The organism is Brevibacterium ihuae (assembly GCF_900184225.1).
Classification (GTDB): domain Bacteria; phylum Actinomycetota; class Actinomycetes; order Actinomycetales; family Brevibacteriaceae; genus Brevibacterium; species Brevibacterium ihuae.
Genome location: NZ_FXWZ01000003.1, coordinates 92,545 through 115,020 on the forward strand (window position 1 = coordinate 92,545; position 22,476 = coordinate 115,020).

General features: G+C 70.6%; 18 protein-coding genes and 1 pseudogene. 4 read left to right on the plus strand and 15 right to left on the minus strand.

Annotated features, from left to right (window positions below; all coding sequences use genetic code 11):
* Nucleotides 1-6: 6 nt before the first annotated feature.
* The 12 genes and pseudogenes from C1A17_RS05775 to C1A17_RS05830 all read right to left on the minus strand — a co-directional run bounded on the left by C1A17_RS05775 (nucleotide 7) and on the right by C1A17_RS05830 (nucleotide 12,518).
* On the minus strand, nucleotides 7-2,226 hold the full coding sequence (locus tag C1A17_RS05775) for a polyribonucleotide nucleotidyltransferase (RefSeq protein ID WP_101651723.1): 2,220 nt from the start codon (nucleotides 2,224-2,226) through the stop codon (nucleotides 7-9).
* A gap of 323 nt (nucleotides 2,227-2,549) precedes the next feature.
* Entirely contained in the window at nucleotides 2,550-2,819 is a 270-nt protein-coding gene (gene rpsO, locus C1A17_RS05780) for a 30S ribosomal protein S15 (RefSeq protein WP_101651725.1), read from the minus strand.
* Between the two features lie 85 nt (nucleotides 2,820-2,904).
* Entirely contained in the window at nucleotides 2,905-3,843 is a 939-nt protein-coding gene (locus C1A17_RS05785) for a bifunctional riboflavin kinase/FAD synthetase (protein ID WP_101651727.1), read from the minus strand.
* Nucleotides 3,844-3,884: 41 nt separating this feature from the next.
* Complete coding sequence (locus C1A17_RS05790) at nucleotides 3,885-4,085, minus strand: hypothetical protein (RefSeq protein ID WP_101651729.1); 201 nt, start codon at nucleotides 4,083-4,085, stop codon at nucleotides 3,885-3,887.
* Between the two features lie 207 nt (nucleotides 4,086-4,292).
* On the minus strand, nucleotides 4,293-4,916 hold the full coding sequence (locus tag C1A17_RS05795; RefSeq protein ID WP_101651731.1) for a hypothetical protein: 624 nt from the start codon (nucleotides 4,914-4,916) through the stop codon (nucleotides 4,293-4,295).
* 100 nt (nucleotides 4,917-5,016) lie between these two features.
* A complete protein-coding gene (truB, locus tag C1A17_RS05800; protein ID WP_101651733.1) occupies nucleotides 5,017-5,934 on the minus strand; it encodes a tRNA pseudouridine(55) synthase TruB in 918 nt (305 codons plus the stop codon).
* A gap of 119 nt (nucleotides 5,935-6,053) precedes the next feature.
* Nucleotides 6,054-6,950 (minus strand): VldE C-terminal domain-containing protein, encoded by an 897-nt coding sequence (locus tag C1A17_RS05805; RefSeq protein ID WP_245873515.1) that lies wholly within the window; start codon nucleotides 6,948-6,950, stop codon nucleotides 6,054-6,056.
* Between the two features lie 281 nt (nucleotides 6,951-7,231).
* Nucleotides 7,232-7,687, minus strand: a complete 456-nt coding sequence (gene rbfA / locus C1A17_RS05810; RefSeq protein WP_101651737.1) for a 30S ribosome-binding factor RbfA — start codon at nucleotides 7,685-7,687, stop codon at nucleotides 7,232-7,234.
* Between the two features lie 77 nt (nucleotides 7,688-7,764).
* Nucleotides 7,765-10,481, minus strand: a pseudogene (gene infB, locus C1A17_RS05815) (translation initiation factor IF-2).
* Nucleotides 10,482-10,575: 94 nt separating this feature from the next.
* Nucleotides 10,576-10,866, minus strand: coding sequence for a YlxR family protein (locus tag C1A17_RS14810; RefSeq protein WP_101651738.1), 291 nt, complete (start codon nucleotides 10,864-10,866; stop codon nucleotides 10,576-10,578).
* A gap of 72 nt (nucleotides 10,867-10,938) precedes the next feature.
* Nucleotides 10,939-11,901: a transcription termination factor NusA gene (nusA, locus tag C1A17_RS05825; protein ID WP_101651739.1), complete on the minus strand. Its 963-nt coding sequence runs from the start codon at nucleotides 11,899-11,901 to the stop codon at nucleotides 10,939-10,941.
* 152 nt (nucleotides 11,902-12,053) lie between these two features.
* On the minus strand, nucleotides 12,054-12,518 hold the full coding sequence (locus C1A17_RS05830; protein ID WP_101651740.1) for a ribosome maturation factor RimP: 465 nt from the start codon (nucleotides 12,516-12,518) through the stop codon (nucleotides 12,054-12,056).
* Nucleotides 12,519-12,583: 65 nt separating this feature from the next.
* Between C1A17_RS05830 and C1A17_RS05835 the strand changes: the two genes are divergently transcribed.
* Nucleotides 12,584-13,156: a hypothetical protein gene (locus tag C1A17_RS05835; protein WP_146000586.1), complete on the plus strand. Its 573-nt coding sequence runs from the start codon at nucleotides 12,584-12,586 to the stop codon at nucleotides 13,154-13,156.
* Entirely contained in the window at nucleotides 13,156-14,175 is a 1,020-nt protein-coding gene (locus tag C1A17_RS05840; protein WP_101651742.1) for an aminoglycoside phosphotransferase family protein, read from the plus strand. The genes C1A17_RS05835 and C1A17_RS05840 overlap by 1 nt, the downstream gene beginning before the upstream one ends.
* A gap of 44 nt (nucleotides 14,176-14,219) precedes the next feature.
* Here the strand turns inward: C1A17_RS05840 and C1A17_RS05845 are convergent, their stop codons facing one another.
* Nucleotides 14,220-15,014, minus strand: coding sequence for a TSUP family transporter (locus tag C1A17_RS05845; RefSeq protein WP_101651743.1), 795 nt, complete (start codon nucleotides 15,012-15,014; stop codon nucleotides 14,220-14,222).
* The gene (locus C1A17_RS05850; protein WP_101651744.1) at nucleotides 15,011-16,837 is read right to left on the minus strand and encodes a proline--tRNA ligase; all 1,827 of its coding nucleotides are present in this window, start codon (nucleotides 16,835-16,837) and stop codon (nucleotides 15,011-15,013) included. Before C1A17_RS05850 ends, C1A17_RS05845 begins: the two co-directional genes overlap by 4 nt.
* A gap of 238 nt (nucleotides 16,838-17,075) precedes the next feature.
* On the opposite strand from C1A17_RS05850, the gene C1A17_RS05855 reads away from it, so the two are divergent.
* A complete protein-coding gene (locus tag C1A17_RS05855) occupies nucleotides 17,076-18,482 on the plus strand; it encodes a CaiB/BaiF CoA transferase family protein (protein ID WP_101651745.1) in 1,407 nt (468 codons plus the stop codon).
* Nucleotides 18,479-19,432 carry a beta/alpha barrel domain-containing protein gene (locus tag C1A17_RS05860; RefSeq protein ID WP_101651746.1) on the plus strand — a complete coding sequence of 318 codons (954 nt, stop codon included), beginning with the start codon at nucleotides 18,479-18,481 and terminating at the stop codon, nucleotides 19,430-19,432. The genes C1A17_RS05855 and C1A17_RS05860 overlap by 4 nt, the downstream gene beginning before the upstream one ends.
* A 433-nt stretch (nucleotides 19,433-19,865) precedes the next feature.
* Here C1A17_RS05860 and C1A17_RS05865 read toward each other — a convergent pair whose 3' ends face one another.
* On the minus strand, nucleotides 19,866-22,124 hold the full coding sequence (locus tag C1A17_RS05865; protein ID WP_101651748.1) for an HNH endonuclease signature motif containing protein: 2,259 nt from the start codon (nucleotides 22,122-22,124) through the stop codon (nucleotides 19,866-19,868).
* Nucleotides 22,125-22,476: the final 352 nt, after the last annotated feature.

A 22,476-nucleotide genomic window follows, 5' to 3' on the forward strand; every position in this document is an offset into this window, starting at 1 on the left:
GGGTGCTTACTCCTCGTCCTGGCCGGCCTCGGAGTCGTCCTCGTCGGTGACGGGGACGAGCGAGAGCTTGCCGCGGTCGTCGACCTTGGTGATCTCCACCTGGATCTTCTGACCGACGGAGACGACGTCCTCGACGTCCTCGACGCGCTTGCCGTCGTTGAGCTTGCGCAGCTCCGAGATGTGGAGCAGTCCGTCGCGCCCGGGGCTCAGCGACACGAAGGCGCCGAACGACATGCACTTGACCACGGTGCCGAGGTAGCGCTCGCCGACCTCGGGGACCTGCGGGTTGGCGATCGCATTGATCGCCGACCGCGCGGCGTCGGCAGCCGGGCCGTCGGTCGCGCCGATGAGCACGGTACCGTCGTCCTCGATGCTGATCTCGGCGCCGGTGTCCTCCTGGATCTGGTTGATCATCTTGCCCTTGGGGCCGATGACCTCGCCGATCTTGTCGACCGGGATCCGCACGGAGATGATGCGCGGTGCGGTCGGCGCCATCTCGGCCGGGCCGTCGATCGCGGAGGTCAGCACGTCGAGGATGACCGTCCGCGCCTCCTTCGCCTGCTTGAGCGCGGCGGCGAGCACGGCGGCGGGAAGGCCGTCGAGCTTGGTGTCGAGCTGGATCGCGGTGATGAAGTCCGAGGTGCCGGCGACCTTGAAGTCCATGTCGCCGAAGGCGTCCTCGGCACCGAGGATGTCGGTGAGGGCGGCGTAGGCCGTCTGCGGACCGCTGTCGGTGTCGATGACGTCGGACACGAGGCCCATCGCGATGCCGGCGACGGGTGCGCGCAGCGGCACGCCCGCGTCGAGCATCGCCAGCGTCGACGCGCAGACCGAGCCCATCGAGGTCGAGCCGTTGGAGCCGAGCGCCTCGGAGACCTGGCGGATCGCGTAGGGGAACTCCTCGCGCGAGGGCAGCACCGGCACGAGGGCCCGCTCGGCGAGCGCGCCGTGGCCGATCTCGCGGCGCTTGGGGCTGCCGACGCGACCGGTCTCACCGGTGGAGTACGGCGGGAAGTTGTAGTGGTGGATGTAGCGCTTGCGGGTCACCGGCGACAGCGAGTCGATCTGCTGCTCGAGCTTGAGCATGTTGAGCGTGGTGACGCCGAGGATCTGGGTCTCGCCGCGCTCGAACAGGGCCGAGCCGTGGACGCGCGGGAGCACGCCGACCTCGGCGGTGAGCGGACGGATGTCCTTGAGCCCGCGGCCGTCGATACGCACCTGCTCGGTGAGGATGCGGCGGCGCACGACCTTCTTCGTCAGGGCGTTGAGCGCTCCGGCGATCTCCTTCTCGCGCCCGGCGTACTTCTCGCCGAGCTCTGCGAAGAGCGAATCGAGGAGGGCGTCGCCGGCGGCCTCGCGCTCCTGCTTGTCCGCGATCTGGAAGTTCTTCGTCTGCTGGTCGAAGGCGAGTTTCTCGACATCGGCGTAGACGTCGTCCTCGTACTCGCGGAACACCGGGAACTCGACGGTGGGCTTCGCGGCCTTGTCGGCGAGCTCCTGCTGCGCGCGGACGAGCTCACGGATGTGCGGCTTGGCGGCCTCGAGGCCGTCGGCCACGATCTCCTCGGTAGGAGCGGTGGCGCCGCCCTGGATGAGGTCCCAGGCGTTCACCGAGGCCTCGGCCTCGACCATCATGATCGCGACGTCGTCGCCGACCACGCGGCCCGCGACGGCCATGTCGAACGTCGCGTCCTGGAGCTGCGAGTGGTTGGGGAAGGCCACCCACTGGTCCTCGATGAGCGCCACGCGCACGCCGCCGATCGGGCCGGAGAACGGCAGACCGGAGAGCTGGGTCGACATCGACGCGGCGTTGATGGCGAGGGTGTCGTAGATGTGGTCGGGGTGGATCGACATCACGGTGACGACGATCTGCACCTCGTTGCGCAGCCCCTTGACGAAGGAGGGGCGCAGCGGGCGGTCGATGAGGCGGCAGGTGAGGATCGCGTCGGTCGACGGGCGGCCCTCCCGGCGGAAGAACGAGCCGGGGATGCGGCCCGCAGCGTACATCCGCTCCTCGACGTCGACGGTGAGCGGGAAGAAGTCGAAGTGCTCCTTCGGGGACTTGCCGGCCGCGGTGGCCGACATGAGCATGGTCTCGTCGTCGAGGTAGGCGACGGCGGTGCCGGCGGCCTGCTGCGCGAGGCGTCCGGTCTCGAACCGGACGGTGTGGGAGCCGAAGCGCCCGTTGTCGATGTGTGCGACTGCTGATTCGGGATTGAGGCCCAAGTGAGCTCCGTTCGTAGTGCGCGCGTCGAAGCGACGCTGCGCTCGGGGTGACCGCCGCTGTGCGCGCACCCGTGTGCGCGCCTGATCCGGCCCGGTCATCGATCGAGACCCACGCATTCGTCATGCTGCGGAGGTCACTACCGATCACCGGCGAAGCCGTTCCGGCGGGTCTGACGCCTTCCAGTCTAGCAAGGGGGCGCCGCGGAACCGAGCGGGCCGCACCGCCGGGCGCCCCGGGAGTCCGGGAGAGCCCTGAATGCACCGAACCCGCTGATTCCTCAGCGGGTTCGGGTGGTTCGGCGCGGCCGCAGCGGCCGCGGTGCTCAGCGGCGCAGGCCGAGGCGGGCGATGAGCGCGCGGTAGCGCTCGATGTCGACCTTCTGCAGGTAGCCGAGCAGACGGCGGCGCTGGCCGACGAGCAGGAGCAGACCGCGACGCGAGTGGTGGTCGTGCTTGTGCTCCTTGAAGTGCTCGGTCAGATCCTTGATCCGCCGGGTGAGCACTGCGACCTGGACCTCGGGGGAACCCGTGTCGCCCTCGTGGGTCGCGTATTCCTTGATGATGTCCTGCTTGATCTTGGGATCGAGAGCCATGGATGTCTCCTTCTGGTCGTTGCGCGGCGCCCGGACCTGGTGTCGACGAGCACTGTGGAACCGCGGCCGGCTGAGAAAACGGCGTTCACAAGCCTAGCACGGCGCGGACGTCGTCGATGTCGCGGTGCATCTGCGCGATGAGGGCGTCCATCCCGTCGAAGGTCACCTGCCCGCGGATCCGGTCGACGAACTCGAGCGTCATCCCCGAGCCGTACACGTCGAGATCGGGGAACGCGACGTCGACGATGTGCGCCTCGACCCGGCGCTCGGCGCCGTCGAAGGTGGGATTGGTGCCGATCGAGATCGCAGCGGGATAGCGCTCGGGGTCGGCGTCGAAGAACGCCCATCCGGCGTACACGCCGTCGGCGGGCACGAGGCCGGTGGCATCCGGCGACAGGTTCGCGGTGGGGAACCCCATCTCGCGGCCCCGGGCGTCGCCGTGGACGACGGTGCCGCTGACGATGTGCGGACTGCCGAGCATGTCGCCGGCCGCGCGGACGTCCCCGGCGCGGAGCAGCCGGCGCACCTCGGTCGAGGAGAACCGGCCGTCGGTGCCGACGTCGTCGATGACGACGACCTCGAAGCCGTAGGTGAGGGAGAGCTCGCGGAGCGTGTCGATGCTCCCGGCGTTGTCCCGGCCGAACCGGACGTCCCGGCCGACGGCGACGAGGCGCGCGCCGAGGCCGCCGACGAGGTAGTCGCGGACGAACTCCTCGGGGGTCCGGGAGGCGAAGTCGAGGCTGTAGCGCTGGACGAGCACGGCGTCGACGCCGGTCTCGGACATCCGCGCGAGACGATCGGTGAGCGCCCCGATGAGGGCGGCGGGGGTGTCGGGCCGGTGCACGGTCTGCGGGTGCGGGTCGAAGGTCACCGCCAGCGACGTGAGCGCGCGGGCACGGGCGAGGGTTGCGAGCTCTCCGAGCACCGCTCGGTGCCCGCGGTGCACCCCGTCGAAGTTGCCCAGGGTCACCGCCGTGGGTCCGAACTCCTCGGGGATCCGGTCGAGCTCCCAGAAAACTTCCACATCCGTCCTTCCTGCGCGAATACCCGGTTCAGGGTATCGCATCACAGCCGCAGCATCCGGGCGAGGACTCCGATGCCGGAGGCGACGAGCAGCGAGGCGAAAGAGCCGATGATGAACCGCTCGCCGGCAGTCCGGCTCGACGTGAGCTCGGGGAAGCGTCCGAGGCCCTTGACGGCGATGACGGCGGCGAGGATCGCCGGATGCCCTGCCGCGATCCCGCGCGCTCGAGGATCCCGATCCACAGTCCCCCGCTCAGCAGGCCGGAATCGTCGATCGACGCAGCGGTTCCGTTGTCGTGATCCGCTTCCCCACGTGCGGCTTCCGCTTCCCCGCGTGCGGGCTCCCCGCCTGTGGGCGCGTCGGCCCGTGCAGCCAGATTCAGGATCCCCGAGGTGACCGGCCAGCCGAGCACGGCCGCGGCGAGGGCTGCCGCGCAGATGACGAGGATCTCACCCATGATCGGACTCCCCGGGTTCGTGAACGGCGGCGAGCAGTCGGGTGCAGAGCGCCACGGCGTCGGCGATGAGGTCGGCGGCGCCGACCCGCAGGGTCTTCGAGACGAACTGCTGGCTCACATCGAGGCGATCAGCGAGGGCGCGCTGGGTGAGCGCGGGGTCGGCGAGCGCGGCTGAGATCACCGTCCATTGGACCTCGGTGCACGCGCCGATGAGTCGGACGAGCAGCCGGAGTGCCGTCTGCGCGTCCGCAGCGGTGATCGGCGCGTCCGACGGTGCGGGCTCTCCCCGGAGAGCGAGCGGGGTCAGCGCTTCCTTCGCCTCCTCGACGGCCTGTCGAGCGCGGACGAAGGCATCGCCCCGTGCATCACGGCTGTGCGCGGGCAGTGGGCTCTCCACCCCTCCCAGCCCGATGCCGATCGACCACCGGTCCGGGTGCGCGGCGCGGAGCACCGCGTCGACGACGACTTCCGGCGAGGTGAGGACCCCCTGGATCTCGTCACCGACGGTGCGGGCGAACGGGATCGCCGCCTCGAGGTCGTCGAGCGCGGCGAGCAGGCCGGGGACGGCGTCAGGCGTGCTGCGCGATCGGCGCTGGTCGATCGTGAGGACGAACATGCACCCAGTCAAGCAGACGGCGCGGACACCCACAACCACAATCAGTTGTAACCGAGATAAACGCCCGAAATAGGTTGTAGAGATCGGTGGTCCTGGGGAATCACCTGGCGCCCGGACCGGGGATCGCGATCCCGGTCGCGGACTTGTACCGGCCGCCGCGCCGCTCGAGGATCGCGATGAGCTCGCCGTCGGCGATCCCGGCCCAGCGCCCGCCCGGCGCCGGGGGCGCCTCGGGCAGGTCGACGAACTTCCCCTGCATGAGCGCGGTCGCCTCGTTCGGGGTGAGCGCGGCGACCGGCAGGACGCGCGCGGCCACCGCAGCGAGCGGGAGGAGCTCGGGCGCGGAAGCGGTCGCGGGGTCCTCGGGCAGCGCGATGGCATCGGCGAGGCCGAACGCCCCGACCCGGGTGCGCCGCAGCGCGGTGAGGTGGCCGTGGACGTCGAGCGCGCGGCCGAGGTCACGGGCGAGGGCACGGATGTACGTCCCCGAGGAGCAGGTCACCTCGACGTCGACGTCCCAGTGCTCCTCCCCCGGTCGGACGGCATGGACGTCGAAGGCAGACACCGTCACCGGACGCGCGCGCAGCTCGACGTCCTCACCGGCCCGCACCCGGGCGTAGGACCGGCGGCCGTCGACCTTGATCGCCGAGACCTCGCTCGGGACCTGCTCGATGTCGCCGGTGAGCTCCGCGGCGCCGGCGCCGATCCGCTCCGCGGTGAGGGCGGCGAGCGCGGCCGGCGCGGCGAAGGCGTCCGGCGCGGAGTCGGCGTCGTCGGTGGGCGTCGAGCTGCCGAGCCGGATCGTCGCAGTGTAGGTCTTGTGGGCTCCGACGAGGTACGTCAGCAGCTTGGTCCCGCGGCCGAGGCCGAGGACGAGGACCCCGGTGGCCATGGGGTCGAGCGTGCCGGCGTGCCCGACCTTGCGCGTGCCGAACCACTTGCGCACCCGCGAGACCACCCCGTGGCTGGTGATGCCCTGGGGCTTGTCGATGATGAGCATGCCGGTGTTCGGGTCCATGACCGTCCTGTCGCTGGGGAGATCGCGCCCGCCGTGAATAGGAGAACCGCTGCGCCGAGGGTATCAGCGCAGCGGTTCCGCCGCCGTGCGGGTCCGGCCCGGGTGGGGGCCGGAGGACATCACTGGAAGGAGATGTGCACGTGGTCGTAGTGATTGGCCGTGGCGGAGCCGCGATCCGACATCGGGCGCCCCTTCCAGCCGGTGTAGGAGGCAAAGATCTTCTGCTCGAAGATCACGTACTTGATGTTGAGCTCGGACTTGTTCGCGATGAGGTATTCGGTGATGCGGTCGCCGGTCGAGCCGGTGATCATCACGTCGACGGCCTTGCCGGAGTGGTGGTCCGAGCCCGGGTCGTTGCGGCGGCCGCCGTAGGACTTGACCTCCGGGAAGGCCGCGCAGACCGCACGGTAGCCCTTCTTCGCATTGGCGGTGAGGCCGGACTCGATCGAGGACAACACCGAGCAAGGCGAGTTCGACACGCCCTCGGACGAGGAGCCGGACGACGACTCGTCGGAGGACTCCTTCGAGGAGCCGGACGACGACTCGTCGGAGGACTCCTTCGAGGAGCCCGAGGCGGTCTCACCGGAGCGGTCGCTCGAGCGCGAGCTCGACTCCGTGCGCTCCTTCGACTTCGATTTCGACTCCGAGGGGGTCGGCTCGGGCTCCGGGGTGGGGAGCTTCGCCTCGGTCTTCGCTTCCGACGTGTAGTTCGGGTCGTCCTTGAGGGACTCGAAGTACTCCTCGGCGGCCTTGTCCCAGTGCTCCTGCTCGGCGGCCTCGTCGACCGCGGGGGTCTCCTCGGGCGCCTCGGCGGGCGGGGCGGTGGCCTGGTTCTCGGCCTTGACGACGCCGGCGTTCTCGTCCGGCGCGAAGGCGAAGGAGGAGGCGACGATCGCGGTGGTCGCGGCGGCCGGCAGCGCGATCGCGGCGACCATCGGCCGACGCTTGACGGTCTTGAGAACGCCGGTCGCGGTGTTCGGTTCGGCGCTGTGACGCCCGGAAGACTTCCGTCCCATGGCGGAGATGTCACGGACGAGCGTCCGCGCGTTTGCGCCCCAGGAAGGCTTCGGATCAGAGTGCTTACCCAATTCGACTGTCCCTTAACAAAGTTGTAATCGTTCCGTGATCTCCACCGAGTGTAGCGGGGATTCCGATGATGACAAAACGATAACGACACCTCGTTTCCGTGACATCGATCGCACCCCGGCTGACGAGGCGGAACGCACGCGTCCCCCGATCCGGTGCGGGATCGGGGGACGGGACCGGAGCGGCGTGCGGAGCCGGCCGCGGCCTGTGATCAGGACCCTGCGGTCTGCTCGCCCTCGTCGTCCTCGGCCTTGGGCCTGCGGTACGGGTCGGCGTCACCGGCAGGCTTCGCCTGTGCGGCGAGCCGGGCGACCTCGGCGTCGTGGGCCGCGGCCTTGGCGAGCAGATCGTCGAGCTCGGCCGCAGCGGCGGGCACCTGGTCGGCGACGAACTCGAGCGTCGGGGTGAGACGGATCTGCAGGCCCTTGCCGACCTCCGAGCGGATCATCCCCTTCGCGGAGTCGAGCGCCGCCTGCGTCGAGGCGAGCTGGTCGTCGTCGCCGTACACCGTGTAGAACACGGTCGCGTGCTGCAGATCGCCGGTCACCCGCACATCGGTGACGGTGACGAAGCCGAGGCGCGGATCCTTGACCCGCTTCTCGAGGGTCCGGGCGACGATCACCTGGATCCGGTCGGCGATCTTCCGGGCGCGTGTGGGATCGGCCATGGGTGCTCCTTTCGGTGAAGGATCCGCGCACGGACCGGCGTGCGGTCCGTGCGCGGATCGGGTGGAGCCGGTGCGACTCAGTCGCGCGGCTTCTCCTGCATCTCGAAGGTCTCGATGAGATCGCCTTCGCGGATGTCGTTGAACTTGCCGAGTCCGATACCGCACTCGTAGCCCTCGCGGACCTCGGTGGCATCGTCCTTGAACCGACGCAGCGACTCGATGGCGAGGTTGTCCCCGACCACCACGCCGTCGCGCGTGACCCGAGCGGTGGAGTTCCGCTTGATGACGCCGTCGCGGACGATGGAACCGGCGATGTTGCCGAACTTCGACGAGCGGAAGATCTCGCGGATCTCCGCCGAACCGGTGTGCACCTCCTCGAAGGTCGGCTTGAGCATGCCCTTGAGCGAGTTCTCGATGTCGTCGATCGCGTCGTAGATCACCGAGTAGTAGCGCACGTCCACGCCCTCGCGGTCGGCGGCGTCGCGGGCCTTGGCCTCGGGACGCACGTTGAAGCCGATGACGATCGCGTTGTCGACGGTCGCGAGGTTGATGTCGTTCTCGGTGATCGCACCGACGCCGCGGTGGATGATCCGGAGATCGACCTCGTCGCCCACATCGATCTTGAGCAACGAGTCCTCGAGCGCCTCGACGGCACCGGACACGTCGCCCTTGAGGATGAGGTTGAGCATGTCGACCTTGCCCTCCTCGAGCGCCTTGGTGAAGTCCTCGAGGCTGATCCGCTTGCGACCGCGGGCCTGAGCGGCATTGCGCTCGATGGCATCGCGCTTCTCCGCGATCTGCCGGGCGGTGCGGTCGTCGTCGGTCGACAGGAAGGTGTCGCCGGCGCGGGGCACGCTCGACAGGCCGAGCACCTGGACGGGACGGGACGGTCCGGCCTCGTCGACCGGTGCGCCGTTCTCGTCGAACATCGCACGCACGCGACCGTAGGCGGTGCCGCACACGATCGCGTCGCCCTGGCGCAGGGTGCCGGACTCGACGAGCACCGTCGCGACCGCGCCGCGGCCCTTGTCGAGCTTCGCCTCGATCGCGATGCCGCGCGCGGACTTGTCCGGGTTGGCCCGGAGGTCGAGCGCGGCGTCGGTGGTGAGAAGGACGGCCTCGAGGAGATCCTCGATGCCGTTGCCCTTGAGCGCGGACACCGGCACGAACATCGTGTCGCCGCCGTACTCCTCGGAGACGAGGTTGTACTCGGTGAGCTGCTGCATGACCTTGGCCGGGTTCGCCCCGTCCTTGTCGACCTTGTTCACCGCGACCACGATCGGCACGTCGGCCGCCTGGGCGTGGTTGAGGGCCTCGATGGTCTGCGGCATCACTCCGTCGTCGGCAGCGACCACGAGGATCGCGACGTCGGTCGCCTTGGCGCCGCGGGCACGCATGGCGGTGAACGCCTCGTGGCCCGGGGTGTCGAGGAACGTGATGCGGCGCTCCGACCCGTCGTGCTCCACACCGACCTGGTAGGCGCCGATGTGCTGGGTGATGCCGCCGGCCTCCTTCGAGGCGACGTTCGCCGAGCGGATCGCATCGAGCAGCCGCGTCTTGCCGTGGTCGACGTGGCCCATGACGGTGACGACCGGCGGGCGCGCCTGCTTCTCGTCGTCGTCCTCGGCCTCCTCCTCGGCCTCGAGGTCGATGTCGAAGCTCTCGAGGAGCTCGCGGTCCTCGTCCTCGGGGGACACGATCTGGATCTTGTAGCCGAGCTCCTCGCCGAGCACCTGGAAGGTGTCCTCGTCGAGCGACTGGGTGATCGTCGCCATCTCACCGAGGTGGAACAGCACCGTCACGAGGTTGGTCGGATCGGTGTTGATCTTCTCGGCGAAGTCGGCGAGCGAGGAGCCGCGGCGCAGGCGCAGCGGGGTGCTGCCGTCGCCGCGCGGGACGGTGACGCCGCCGACCGACGGCGCCTGCATCTGCTCGAGCTCCTGACGCTTCGCGCGCTTCGACTTCCGGCCCTTGGTCCGGCCGCCGCCGCGCCCGAAGGCGCCCTGCGTGCCGCCGCGACCCCGACCGGAGCCGCGCGGACCGCCCGGACGTCCGCCGCCGCGCGGAGGACCGCCGGGTCCGCCGCCGGGGCCGCCCGGACCGCCGCGACCGCCGCCGCGCGAGGGCGCGGGCGTGGCGAGCGCGGAGTTCTTGAGCAGACCCGGGTTCGGGCGCGGAGCACCGGGGCGGGGGCCCGGCTTGGCACCGGGACGCGCACCGGGCTTGGGTCCGCCCGGACGCGGGGCACCCGCGACGGAGGGCTTGGGGCCGGGCTTCGCACCCGGCTTGGGCATCCCCTGCGAGGGTGCGAACGGGTTGTTGCCGGGGCGTGCGCCGCCGCGCTTGCCGCCGGGCTTGGGCATCCCCTGCGAGGGTGCGAACGGGTTGTTGCCGGGGCGTGCGCCGCCGCGCGGCTTCGGGGCCGCGGCACCGGGCTTGGGGGCCGGCTTGGCGCCGGTCGGCCGAGGAGCCTCGCGGTCGGCCGAGGCGCGGGTACGGGTGCGGCGGGCTTCGCCTTCTTCGCGGCTGCCGGGTCGGGCGTGGGAGCCGGGGCACCGGGCTTGGGAGCGCCGCGACCGGCGGGCTTCTGTGCGGTGGTCTTCTTCGCCGCGGGCTTCGCGGAATCGCCGCCGGCCTGATCGCCGTACGCTTCCTTGAGCTTGCGGACGACGGGGGCTTCGACGGTGGAGGACGCAGAACGGACGAACTCGCCCATGTTCTGCAGCTTCTCCAGGACGTCCTTACTGGTTGTGCCGAGCTCCTTCGCGAGCTCATGGACACGGGGCTTTGCCACTTCTCTCCTGTCCGGGTTCCTTCCCGGACAGGGAGGAACCTCATTACCGGGTCGCAGTGCTCATTTCACTGCTCACGACCGTCAGTGTGGGGTGTCATTTCTGAGCACTCACTGCTTGGTTTCCATTTCGGTGTACCCGCTCTTCTGTCGAATGGTGGATCCGGCTCGGGATCTCCGGGGCCTCGAGTCGAGACCGGCGGAACGCCCGGGCGAATGCATTCTTCCGCAGTGCCGCCTGCCAGCAGTCCACCGTGGGATGGATCCAGGCGCCCCGTCCGGGGAGCCTGCGGCCGGTGTCGACGACGGCCCGCGGCGGATCCCCCTCGACGACACCGAGGTGGAGGAGGGAGGACTGCGGTCCGCGTCGTCTGCACGCAATGCACATCCGGGTGGGATCGACTGCGTGAGGCACGCCCTCCAGTCTACATCACCGGCCGGACGCCGATCGTCCGGCCGGTCACTCGGCCGCGACGATATCGATCTTCCAGCCGGTGAGCTTGGCGGCGAGGCGCGCGTTCTGCCCCTCCTTGCCGATCGCCAGCGAGAGCTGGTCGGCGGGCACGGTGGCGCGGGCGACCTTGAGCTTCGGGTCGAGCACCTCGACCGCGGTCGCCCGGGCCGGGGACAGCGCGTTCGCCACGAACTTCGCCGGGTCGTCGCTGTGATCGACGATGTCGATCTTCTCCTGGCCGAGCTCGGCCATGACGGAGCGCACGCGCGATCCGAGCTCCCCGATGCACGAGCCCTTGGCGTTGACGCCGGGCACGGTGGCGCGCACCGCCATCTTCGTCCGGTGGCCCGCCTCACGGGCGAGCGCGACGATCTCGACGGTGCCGTCGGCGATCTCCGGGGACTCGTGCGCGAAGAGCTTGCGGACGAGGTTCGGGTGCGACCGCGACACGGTGATCGACGGTCCCTTGAGGCTCTTGTGGACGTCGGTGACGAAGACCCGCAGCCGGTTGCCGTGCGTGTACTCCTCCCCCGGGACCTGCTCGTGCGGGGGCAGCACGGCCTCGACCTCGCCGAGGTCGATCTGGATCATCCGCTCGTCGCGGCCCTGCTGGATGATGCCGGACACGATCTCGCCCTCGCGGTCGCGGAACGACCCGAGCACGGACTCGTCCTCGACGTCGCGCAGCTGCTGGTGGATGATGTTCCGCGCGGCCATCGCCGCGATCCGGCCGAATCCGTCGGGGGTGTCGTCGAATTCGCCGATGGGATTGTCGTCGTTGTCGAACTCGACCGCCCAGATCACCACGGCGCCGGTCTTCGTGTCGAGCTCGGCGCGGGCGTCGGGGTACGACCCCTCGGTCTTGAGGTAGGCGTTGAGCAGGGCCCGCTCGATGAGCTCCACGAGCGTGTCGAAGGGGATCTCCTTCTCGCGCTCGACGAGGCGCAGGGCGCTGAGGTCAATGTCCATGATCAGTCCTTCGATCAGACAGCTGCGGTGGTGCCCGGCTGTTCACATGTCGGCGGTGTGCGTTCGAGTACCCCACCTTAGTCGACCGGCAAGGGAGGACGGGCAGAGTGCCGGGTGCCCCCGGGGAGCTCCCAGCAGACCCGGAGGGCTTCTCAGCGGAAGCGGAGCACGACCTCGGCGTGCTCGATCCCGGAGACCGGGATCTCCGCCTGCTCGCCGGTCTTCTCCTCGGTCAGGGTGATCTGCGCCTCGTCGACGGCGACGAGCTCGCCGCGCACCGTCCCCTCCGCCGTGCGCACCGCGATCGTGCGGCCGCGCACCCGGCGGAAGTGGCGGGGCTCGGAGAGCGCGCGGGTGGCGCCCGGCGAGGTCACCTGGAGGTCGTAGGGATGGTCGTTGAACAGCGGCAGCGGGTCGATCGCCTCGGAGACGACGCGGGTGGCCTGCGCGATGTGCTCGAGGGACACCGGGTCGGCGGTGTCGTCGGGCAGATCGATCATCACGGTGAGCGTCCGGTGGCGGCCGGCCGCCACCGCTCGGACCTCCTCGACGACGAACCCGGCGGCCGCGAGCGGCTCGGTGATCCGGTCGAGAACGGTCTGCTCGTCGTGCGCCATCTCCGGCCTCCTCGTCTGCACTGCTGCTCGTCTCCCCCAGGGTAGTCCACGGTACGATTGGGCCCATGCACCCCTCTCCCGCCCGTCTGCCCAGCCGACGCGCCGTGCTCGGGCTGGGAGTGGTCGGGACGAGCCTCGTGCTCAGCGGCTGCGGACTGCGGCTCGACGTCCCGCCCGCGGTGCCCGAACCGGACGCACTCGACTCCCTCCGCAACGACGTCGCCCGCATCCTCTCAGCGACCGAACCCCCTGCCGCCGGCTCCGCCGAGCTCGACGAGCTCCGCGCCGCCGTCGGCCCCGTCTGGGCGCCGCCGACCGAGCTCGTCACCCCGACCGCGACCCCGACGCCGGTCTCCTTCGACTTCGCCGACGGCACGGCCGCCGCCGTCGAGCGCTTCGCCGAGGGACTGCCCGCCGTGGTCGGCGAGCGCGGCGAGCTCGCGCCCATCGGCGGCAGCGGCGGGATCCGCCGGGGGGCCGTGCTCGGCCTGTTCGACACCCCGGGCGCGGCGTTCCTCGCCGCCGCCCAGCTGTGGTTCACCGGCGAGGCCCGTGCCCGGACCGGCGAGCGGCAGCTGCTCCGCTACGCGATCCGCGATGCCGCAACGGCCTCCCCGAACGCGGAAGGCGACGCGTGATGCAGATCCCCGAGGTGCTGTTCAACTCCGCCGCGGAGATCATCGGGGCGCCGCGCGCACAGGCGTGGGCGGATGCGCTCGACCACATGGTCTTCGAGCTCCTCGACCGGTGGAAGCTCACCGCCGACCCGATCCCCTCGGCCCCGTGGGCGGGTGCGGAGAGCCTCGTCATCCCCGTCCTCACGCAGGAGCGGTACCGCGCGGTGCTGCGGTTCGCGTGGCCGAACACCGACAATCCGCTCGTCCACACCCAGGTGCTCCACGCGCTCCAGGCCTGGGGCGGGCACGGGGCGGTCCGCGTCATCAGCGAGGACTCCTCGTTCCGGGCGACGCTGCAGGAGCGGCTGCGCACCTCGGTGAACCTGTCGGCGGAGCCGCTCGAGTCCGTCGCCCCGATCTGGGGCCAGCTCGCCCGCTCCCTCAAGGTCCCCGCCGGGCCGGGCTTCGTGCGGGTCCAGGACATCGCGGCCGGCTGGCTCGAGAAGTTCCCCGCCGATGTCGCGCTCGCCGGCGACTTCCCCGCATTCACCCCGGCGGACAGGTACATCCTCGACTCCGCCCGCGCGTGGATCGAGACGCTCGCCCGCTCGGACGAGTCGTGGCTCATCCACGCCGACCTCCACTACTACAACATCCTCGCCGGGAACCCCGATCACCGCGGGGTCGCGACGTGGAAGGCGATCGATCCGCAGCCGTTGAGCGGACCGACGGCCTACATGGTCGCGCCGGTCCTGTGGAACCGCCTGTTCGAGCTGCCGGGTCCGACGCCCGAGGCGCAGGCCCGGTGGCTCCACGACTTCGCGACGCGACTGTGCACCCATGCGGAGATCGACCCCGCCTACGGCATCGGGGCCGCGGTGGCGCGCGAGGTCGAGAACATGTTCTGGTACCTGCGCTCGGCCTACGGGGGCAACGAGAAGGCCTTCGGCGACGCCGCGCGATCGCTGTGGGTGTGCCGGGCGCTGTGCGGGATCGGCGTGCAGGGCGTCGACGCCCACTCGCTCAAGCGCCTCGGCTGAGGCCACCGAGGTCCGCCGTCAGCGGAGGCCTTGGGTGTCCGCTGTCAGCGGAGGCCGCTGACGAAGTCCCAGCCGAGCCGGACGATGAGCGCGCCGACGACGACGAGGAACACGATCCGCACGAATCCGCTGCCCCGCCGGAGCGCGGTGCGCGACCCGATCCATCCGCCGAGCACGTTGCCCGCGGCGAGCGCGAGTCCGTACTCCCAGACGACGTGGCCCTGCGGGATGAAGTACGCGAGCGCGCCGACGTTCGTCGCGAAGTTGATGATCTTCGCCTGCGCCGAGGCGCGGAGGAAGCTCAGCCCGATGAGCGAGACGAAGGCGATGACGAGGAACGATCCGGTTCCCGGACCGAGCACCCCGTCGTAGATGCCGACGATCCCGCCGATGAGCCAGGAGTACGCATGGTACCGGCGGCTCCGCTCGGGGTACCGCAGGGCGGCCTCGGCGCCGAGGCTCGGCTTGAGGAGCGTGAAGATCGCGACGAGGACGAGGGCGGCGAGGATGATCGGGGTGAAGAGCGCCTCCGGCACCGAGGCGGCGAGCATCGCGCCGCCCACCGCCCCGAGGAAGGCGCAGACCGCGGCGGGGATCACCGCCGAGAGGTCGGGCGGGATGCGCCGCATGTAGGTCGTCGCCGACACCGCCGTGCCGGCGATCGACCCGACCTTGTTCGTCGCGACCGCGGCGAGCGGGGTGATCCCGGGGACGAGGAGGAGCGCCGGGAGCTGGATGAGCCCGCCGCCGCCGACCACCGCGTCGACCCAGCCGGCGACCAGCCCGGCGGCGAAGAGCGCCAGGAGGACGACCGGCAGGGAGACGGCGGCCTCGGTCACCGGCCGGTGCGCTGCGCTCCGAGCGCGGCGTACTGCTCGTCGACGAAGCGCGTGGTCTCCGCCACGGCTTCGGCGACCGGGAGATCGCGGCTCTCCCCGGTGCGGCGGTCGCGGAGCTCGACGGTGCCGTCGGCCAGTCCGCGTCCCACGACGAGGACGGTGGGCACGCCGAGCAGCTCGGCATCGCCGAACTTCACGCCCGGGGAGGTCTTGGGGCGATCGTCGATGAGCACCCGCACGCCGGCGGCCTCGAGGTCGGCGGTGATCTCCTCGGCCTTCGCGAGGATCTCGTCTCCCTTGCCGGTGGCGACGACGTGGACGTCGGCGGGGGCGAGGTGCTGGGGCCAGATGAGGCCGCGCTCGTCGTGGTTGCCCTCGGCGATGCAGGCCATGACCCGGGTGACGCCGATTCCGTAGGAGCCCATGGTGACGACGGCCCGCTTGCCGTTCTCGTCGAGGACGGTGAGGCCGAGCGCCTCGGCGTACCGCCGGCCGAGCTGGAAGATCTGACCGATCTCCACCCCGCGCGCGAGCTCGAGCGGACCCGAGCCGTCGGGTGCGGGGTCGCCGGTGCGGACCTCGGCGGCCTCGACCGTGCCGTCGGCGGTGAAGTCGCGGCCGTGGACGAGGTCGAAGACGTGGCGGCCGTGCTCGTTGGAGCCGGTGATCCAGCGGGATCCCTGGGCCACCCGCGGATCGAGGAGGTACTTGATGCCGGTCGAGCCCTCGAGCCCGAGGACGGGGGCGTCGATGCTGTTGCCGGGGCCGATGTAACCGCGGACGAGACCCGGGTGGGCGGCGAGGTCGGCCTCGGTGGCGGGCTCGACCTCGATCTCGCCGGCGCCGAGCGCGCCCGAGCCGGCCGCGCGGTCGAGGTCGACCTCGCGGTCGCCGGGCAGCCCGATGACGACGATCTCCCGCTCGCCGTCCGGGTGGGTGATCGCGACGACGACGTTCTTCAGGGTGTCGGCGGCGGTCCACTCGCGGTCCGCGCGCGGGTGCTGCTCGTTCGCGGCGGCGACGAGCGTGGCGATCGTCGGGGTGTCGGGGGTGTCCTCGACGTGGGCCGCCGGCACGTCGGCGAAGTCGAGCGGCTCGGGGGTCAGGGTGGTGACGGCCTCGACGTTCGCGGTGTATCCGCCCGGCGAGCGGACGAAGGTGTCCTCGCCGACCTCGGAGGGGTGGAGGAACTCCTCGGTCTCGGATCCGCCCATCGCTCCCGCGGTGGCCTTGACGGTGATGTACTCGAGGCCGAGCCGGTCGAAGATCCGGATGTAGGCCCGGCGCATGGTCTCGTACGAGGCGGACAGCCCCTCGTCGTCGATGTCGAAGGAGTAGGCGTCCTTCATGATGAACTCGCGGCCGCGGAGCACTCCGGCCCGCGGGCGGGCCTCGTCGCGGTACTTCGTCTGGATCTGGTAGATCGAGAGCGGGAGGTCCTTGTACGAGGAGTACAGGTCCTTGACGAGAAGGGTGAAGACCTCTTCGTGGGTGGGCGCGAGGATGTAGTCGTTCTTCCGGCGGTCCTGGAGACGGAACATGTCGTCGCCGTAGTCGACCCAGCGGCCCGTCGCCTGGTAGGGCTCGGCGGGCAGCAGGGCCGGGAAGTGGACCTCCTGGGAGCCTGCGGCGTTCATCTCCTCGCGGACGATCTCCTCGACCCGGCGCAGCACGGTGAGACCGAGCGGGAGCCAGGTGTAGATGCCCGGGGCCGCCCGGCGGATGTATCCGGCGCGGTGGAGGAGCTTGTGGCTGGCGACCTCGGCGTCGACCGGATCTTCCTTGAGGGTGCGCACGAACAGGGACGACATCCGCAGGGGCATGAAGGACTCTCCTCTAGAGACGGGGGCGATCGGCACAGGCGATCACTTGGGACTGTATCACCGCGGGCCCGCCGGGCCGGGCGTGCGCGGGCTCCCGGGCCGGGCGTGCGCCGGCGCCTCGCGGGATGAGACGGCCCGGTGCCGTCGCGGCCGCTGTGCCACACTGCCGGTACCGTTCTTCGTCGCCGTCGACGCTCCCCTGCCGGATGCGTCGCCATCGCTGGTCCCGGGAGGTTCCATGACCGATCGCTCACATCTGCCGCTCGCCGGAGTGCGGGTGCTCGAGCTCGGCAACTACATCGCCGCGCCCACCGCCGGGCGCATGCTCGCCGACTTCGGCGCCGAGGTCGTCAAGATCGAGCGGCCCGGCACCGGCGACGAGCTCCGCAACTGGCGGCTCCAGCAGGGCACGACCTCGCTGCTCTACCGGACGATCAACCGGAACAAGAAGTCGGTCGCGCTCGACCTCCGCTCCCCCGCCGGCCTCGCGGCGGTCAAGGCGCTCGTCGCACAGTCCGACGTCGTGCTCGAGAACTTCCGTCCGGGCACCCTCGAGAAGTGGGGCCTGGGCCCGGAGGTGCTCGACGCGCTCAACCCTGAGCTCGTCCTCGTGCGGGTCTCCGCGTTCGGCCAGACCGGTCCGCTCTCGGCCCGGCCGGGGTTCGCCGCCGTCGCCGAGGCCTACGGCGGGTTCCGCGAGCTCGTCGGCGACCCGGACCGGCCGCCGACGCGCGTCGGGGTGTCGATCGGGGACTCGATCGCCGGCATGCAGGCGGCGTTCGGCGCGTGCATGATGCTGTTCGAGCGCGAGCGCCGACGCGCGGAGGCGGCCGGGAGCGAGGCGGCCGAGGCGGCCGGGGCCGAGGATTCGGGGACGGCGGAGAGCGAAGCGGGTCGCGGCACCGGCGTGCGTCCGGGCACCGGCGAGCTCTCCGGCACCGGGGAGTCCGGAGCGGCGGCTCCCCCGCGCACGGTCGACGTCGCGCTCAACGAAGCGATGTTCTCCGTCATGGAATCGCTCGTGCCCGACTACTCCGCCTTCGGTCGGCTGCGGACACGGACCGGCGGCCGGACCGAGGGGATCGCGCCGTCGAACGCGTACGTGTGCGCGGAGGGGAAGTCGATCGTCATCGCCGGCAACGGCGACGGGATCTTCCGCCGGTACATGGAGGTCATCGGCCGGCCGGACCTCGCCGCCGACCCGGACCTGCAGTCGAACGCGCAGCGCTGGGCGCGCCGGGACGAGCTCGACGCCGCGATCGGCGCATGGGCCGCGGAGCACACCGTCGACGAGGCGCTCGCCGCACTCGACAGGGCCGGAGTCCCGGCAGGTCCGATCTACACCGCCGTGGACATCCTCGACGACGAGCAGTACCGGGCGCGCAACATGCTCCAGCACTTCGACGTCGACACCGGCGACGGGGTGCTCACCGACGTGGCTTTCCCGGGTATCACGCCGGTGATCGGCGGGGCCTCGGTCGACATCGACCACCTCGGCCCCGACCTCGGGGAGCATACGCGCGAGGTCCTCGAGGCCGCCGGAGTCGAAGCGGGGACCATCGAGACGATCCTGGGCGGTGGTGAGGCCGACGACGAGGTCGGCGGGGCACGGAGCGCATCCGGGACCGAGGGAGGACGACGATGATCGACGACACCCCCACCGGATCCGGTCCGCGGGCGACCGCTCGACTGCGGGACGTCACGCTGCGCGACGGACTGCAGCTCACCGGCGGAGTGCTCGACACCGCGAGCAAGGTCGAGCTCATCCGTGAGCTCCTCGCTCTCGGGGTGCCCGAACTCGAGATCGGTTCGCTCGCGCGGCCGGATCTCGTGCCGCCGATGGCGAACACGCTCGAGGTCGTCGCCGAGCTCACGCCGGAGGAGCTGGAGAGCTGCTGGCTGTGGGTGGCGACACCGCGCCATGTCGAGCGCGCGGTCGCCGCCGGGGTGACCCGTCTGCAGTACTGCCTCTCGGTGTCCGATGCGCACAACGAGGCGAACATCGGGCGCTCGACCGAGGCGTCCATGGAAGCGCTCCCCCGTGCGCTCGACATCGCCGCCGAGGCCGGGGCCGAGCTCCAGCTGTGTCTCGCGACGTCGTTCACGTGCCCGTTCGACGGGCCGGTCGACCCGCAGCGGACGCTCGCGCTCGTCGCCGACCCGCGCGCGGCCCGGTGCAGCGAGACGGTCATCGCCGACACCCTCGGGCAGGCCGATCCGGCCCAGGTGGCACACCTCGTGGCGGAGTCCGCGCGTCTGCGGCCGGATGCGGGCGTCGTGTTCCACGGTCACGACACGTGGGGTCTGGGCGTGGCGAACACCCTCGCGGCGATCGGGGCGGGGGCAACCTCGGTCGACGGTGCGCTCGGCGGCCTCGGCGGATGCCCGTTCGCGCCCGGGGCCTCGGGGAACACCTCGAGCGAGGACATCCTCTTCGCGACGAAACCGGAGTGGCTCACCCCTGAGCGGTTCGGACGCATCGTCGAGCTGGGTGAGGATCTCACCTCGCGCCTCGGCGAGCGGAACGCCTCGAAGTCGGCACAGGGCGCACGATCGACCGCGCACGCCTTCCCGTGGGTGATCAGCGGAGCCTGAGCTGTCGCTCGGCGCGGGCGTGACAGGGCCGCGTGCAGGAGCGGATCGACAACACCGCCTGCAACTGCTTGCGACCGGAGCGACGACACCGCGCTCGTTCACGCGAGACCACGCGGAACCGACGCTCGGAACCGCGTGGGTCGAGCATTCCGGGCAGCGCGGGAACGGTTGGCACATGTCAGATCGGTTGCAGGTCCGGCCGTGATCGGTGGATCAGATGCCGGAACGGATTACGTGTCCGAGCGGCGGATGGGCCGGCCCGGTCCGGCGGTGCACGTGTCCGAGACCGCGGGAAGACCTGACGCAGGCGCACCGGCGCCGGTACCTGTCTGTACTCAGAAGGGCGGCGAGTCCGACTCTGTCCGGCGGTGCACCTGGCCCGAACGTCAGGAGGCAACGACGCAGGCGCACTGGCGACGGTGCCCGACTGTACTCAGAACGGCGGCGGGTCATCGTCCGCGTGGGTCCAGAGCTCCCCGGCATCATCATTCCGGCTGGTCCACGGATCGGGCGGCGCAGCGGGCCGTGGATGACGGCCATCCTCCGCACGGCGGTGCGAACGACCGGGTCCGGACCGAGGCTCATGATCGCCCGGTTCGTCCCGGCGGTCAGATTCAGTCGGTCTCCCGCGCTCACCCGGACCTGCTCGGCCAGCGCATTCGTCCAGGTTCTCCTGTCCAGTGCGGTCGTCCAGGTTCTCCTGTCCAGTGCGGTCGTCCGTGGTCTCCGGCCCGGCGCGGTCGTCCGAACCCGTCGAACCGAGGATCCGGAGCATCTCACGGGCAGCGGCGCGGTCTATGACGCGCTCGGCGGCACGGATCTCGGCAACGATGCCGTGCGGGAACTCCCACCTCTTCATGTTCCCGGGACCGGCACGGAGCCGGAGGGTCCCCTCGGTCTTCATCAGGTGATGCGACCGACACAGGGGGTGCAGGTTCTCCAGGTCGGTCCTGCCGCCGGCTGCCGGATCCGCATGATCGAACGGGATCGCGTGGTCGGCGTCGCAGGTCTCGGCACGCCGCGTGCACCCGGGTGCGGTGCACCAGGTCCACTTCTCGTTCATCGTCATCCGGATGCCCTTGGGGATCGCGTAGGACCGGGCGGTCTCGTCGCAGACGACACCGGTGACAGGATCGGTGAGGATCCGGTGGAACGTCGAGCTGCGGGAAGCGAGTCGCCGGGCCATCTCCACCGGCACGGGTCCGCGGTCGGACCAGTGCCCTGGCAGGTCGGAGTGTCCGGTGAGGGTGAGGAACGGGACCGTGACGACGACGGTCGCCTGGCGGCGCAGCCATTCCTGATTCGTCGGGCAGGTGATGACGACACGGCTCAGGTCGTCTGGCGGCCGCTCCGGTTCCGGGACCGGTCGTGCATCAGTCGGCAATGCGATTCCGACATTCTCGGGCGAGGTACCTGCGGTGCGGAGAAGCGCTTCAGCGAGGTCGCCGCAATCCCGCAGCCCGGGATCGGTTCCCGCACCGGTGCCAGTCGCCGCGGTTCGAGGTCGAGTCCGATCGGACGCATCCGCCGTCGAACCTGCTTCCGCGTCCGACGTCGTGCGGGTGGCGGCATCGGTTCGAGAGTCGGCAGCGGTTCGAGAGTCGGCGGCGGTTCGAGAGTCGGTATCAGCACATGAGTCGGTTTCGGTGGTGGTTCGAGAGACGGAGACGGTGCAGGTGCCAGCAGCGTCGCGGAGGCTGGTTTCGGCACGGCTGCCGGTGGCGGTGCGTGAGTCCGGAGTGGCGCGACCGAAGTCGACGGGATTGAGGACCTCGACCTCGGTGCCGGGCGCAAGCGTGCTCATGAGGTCGAACATCAGCTGCGGGACGGTGCGATCGTCGATGATCACCGACCCCGGCTGGAGCTGTTCACCGAAGGTGCCGGTCTGTGCACGCGCGATCGCCCGAGCGGTGGCCTCGAGCCGACGGTGCAGTGCGTACAGCGGCTCGAGCGGACCGGTGAGCTGGAGCTTCCCCTCATGAGGGTCACTGCGCCAGAACTCGACGCGCCTGCGGGTGTGGACGTCCTCAGCCTGCTCGTCATCATCGGCGAGCAGACGGATGAGATCGTTGACCGCTCGGCAGTACGATTCCCACGACAGATCCGCGCGCAGCTCCGCGATCCCCGCATCGAGCTCGGCGAGCTTGGGGTCACCCAGGCGATGAGCGCGCCGTGCCGCGTACTGCAGTCGATCGAAGCGCATCCGCCCGGTTTCGACGAGCGCGCGCGAGCGATGGAGGCTGAAGCAGGCGATGAGCGCGTCGCGGGCAGTCGAGTAGGCCCGGGTGATCGTCGAGTCGAGCACGGCCGCGAGGCAGGTGAGGTGCTCTCCCGTCATCCTTTCGAGGACCCACTTCGACAGGGATTCCTCAGCGGGAAGACCCGGGCGTACGGGCCCGGCGCCGGTTTCGGATCGGGCCTCGCCGGTGGATCCGGCCCCGAGCGTGGATCCGGCTGCGGCTGGGGATCCTGACTCCAACGCGGCCGCGGTTCCGACTGCGGTCCTCGCTTCGGGTGCGGATGCCGGTTGAGGCTCGAGTTCGAGGCACTCCTCGACGACGGTGTCCGCGATGAGCCGCATCCGCGCGAGCATGAGCCGATCGTAGGAGGGCAGGGAGTCCTGCAGCCGCAGCAGTGCCGGGACATCGGCGGGTGTCCGGGCGCCGGCGGGTTCGAACGTCGTCTCGGTCATCAGCTGCTCACCTCTTCTCCTCCCTCGTCCGGGCTGATCTCAGCCGCAGTCATGCGACTCCGGCCCGGCGCCTTCGACCCCACCCGCCCCGTATTGTTGCCGTCGAACGCGGCATCCCGTGATCGAGACCCCATGAGCGGTGGTGCTGCCGTGATTCCACGCTATCGCGAGGCACGGACACGGGAGTGATCAAGTCAGTGCAAACACTCCTTTATCCACAGTTCGTTCGAAAACTTACGGCCATTTTTCCCATGGTCCGACAACTGTGGACGGAGCCGAGGCGCCCCGATCGCAGATGATTCCGATTCGCCCTCGGCGCCTCACCGCCGCTGCCGGTATCAGGGGCCTCACC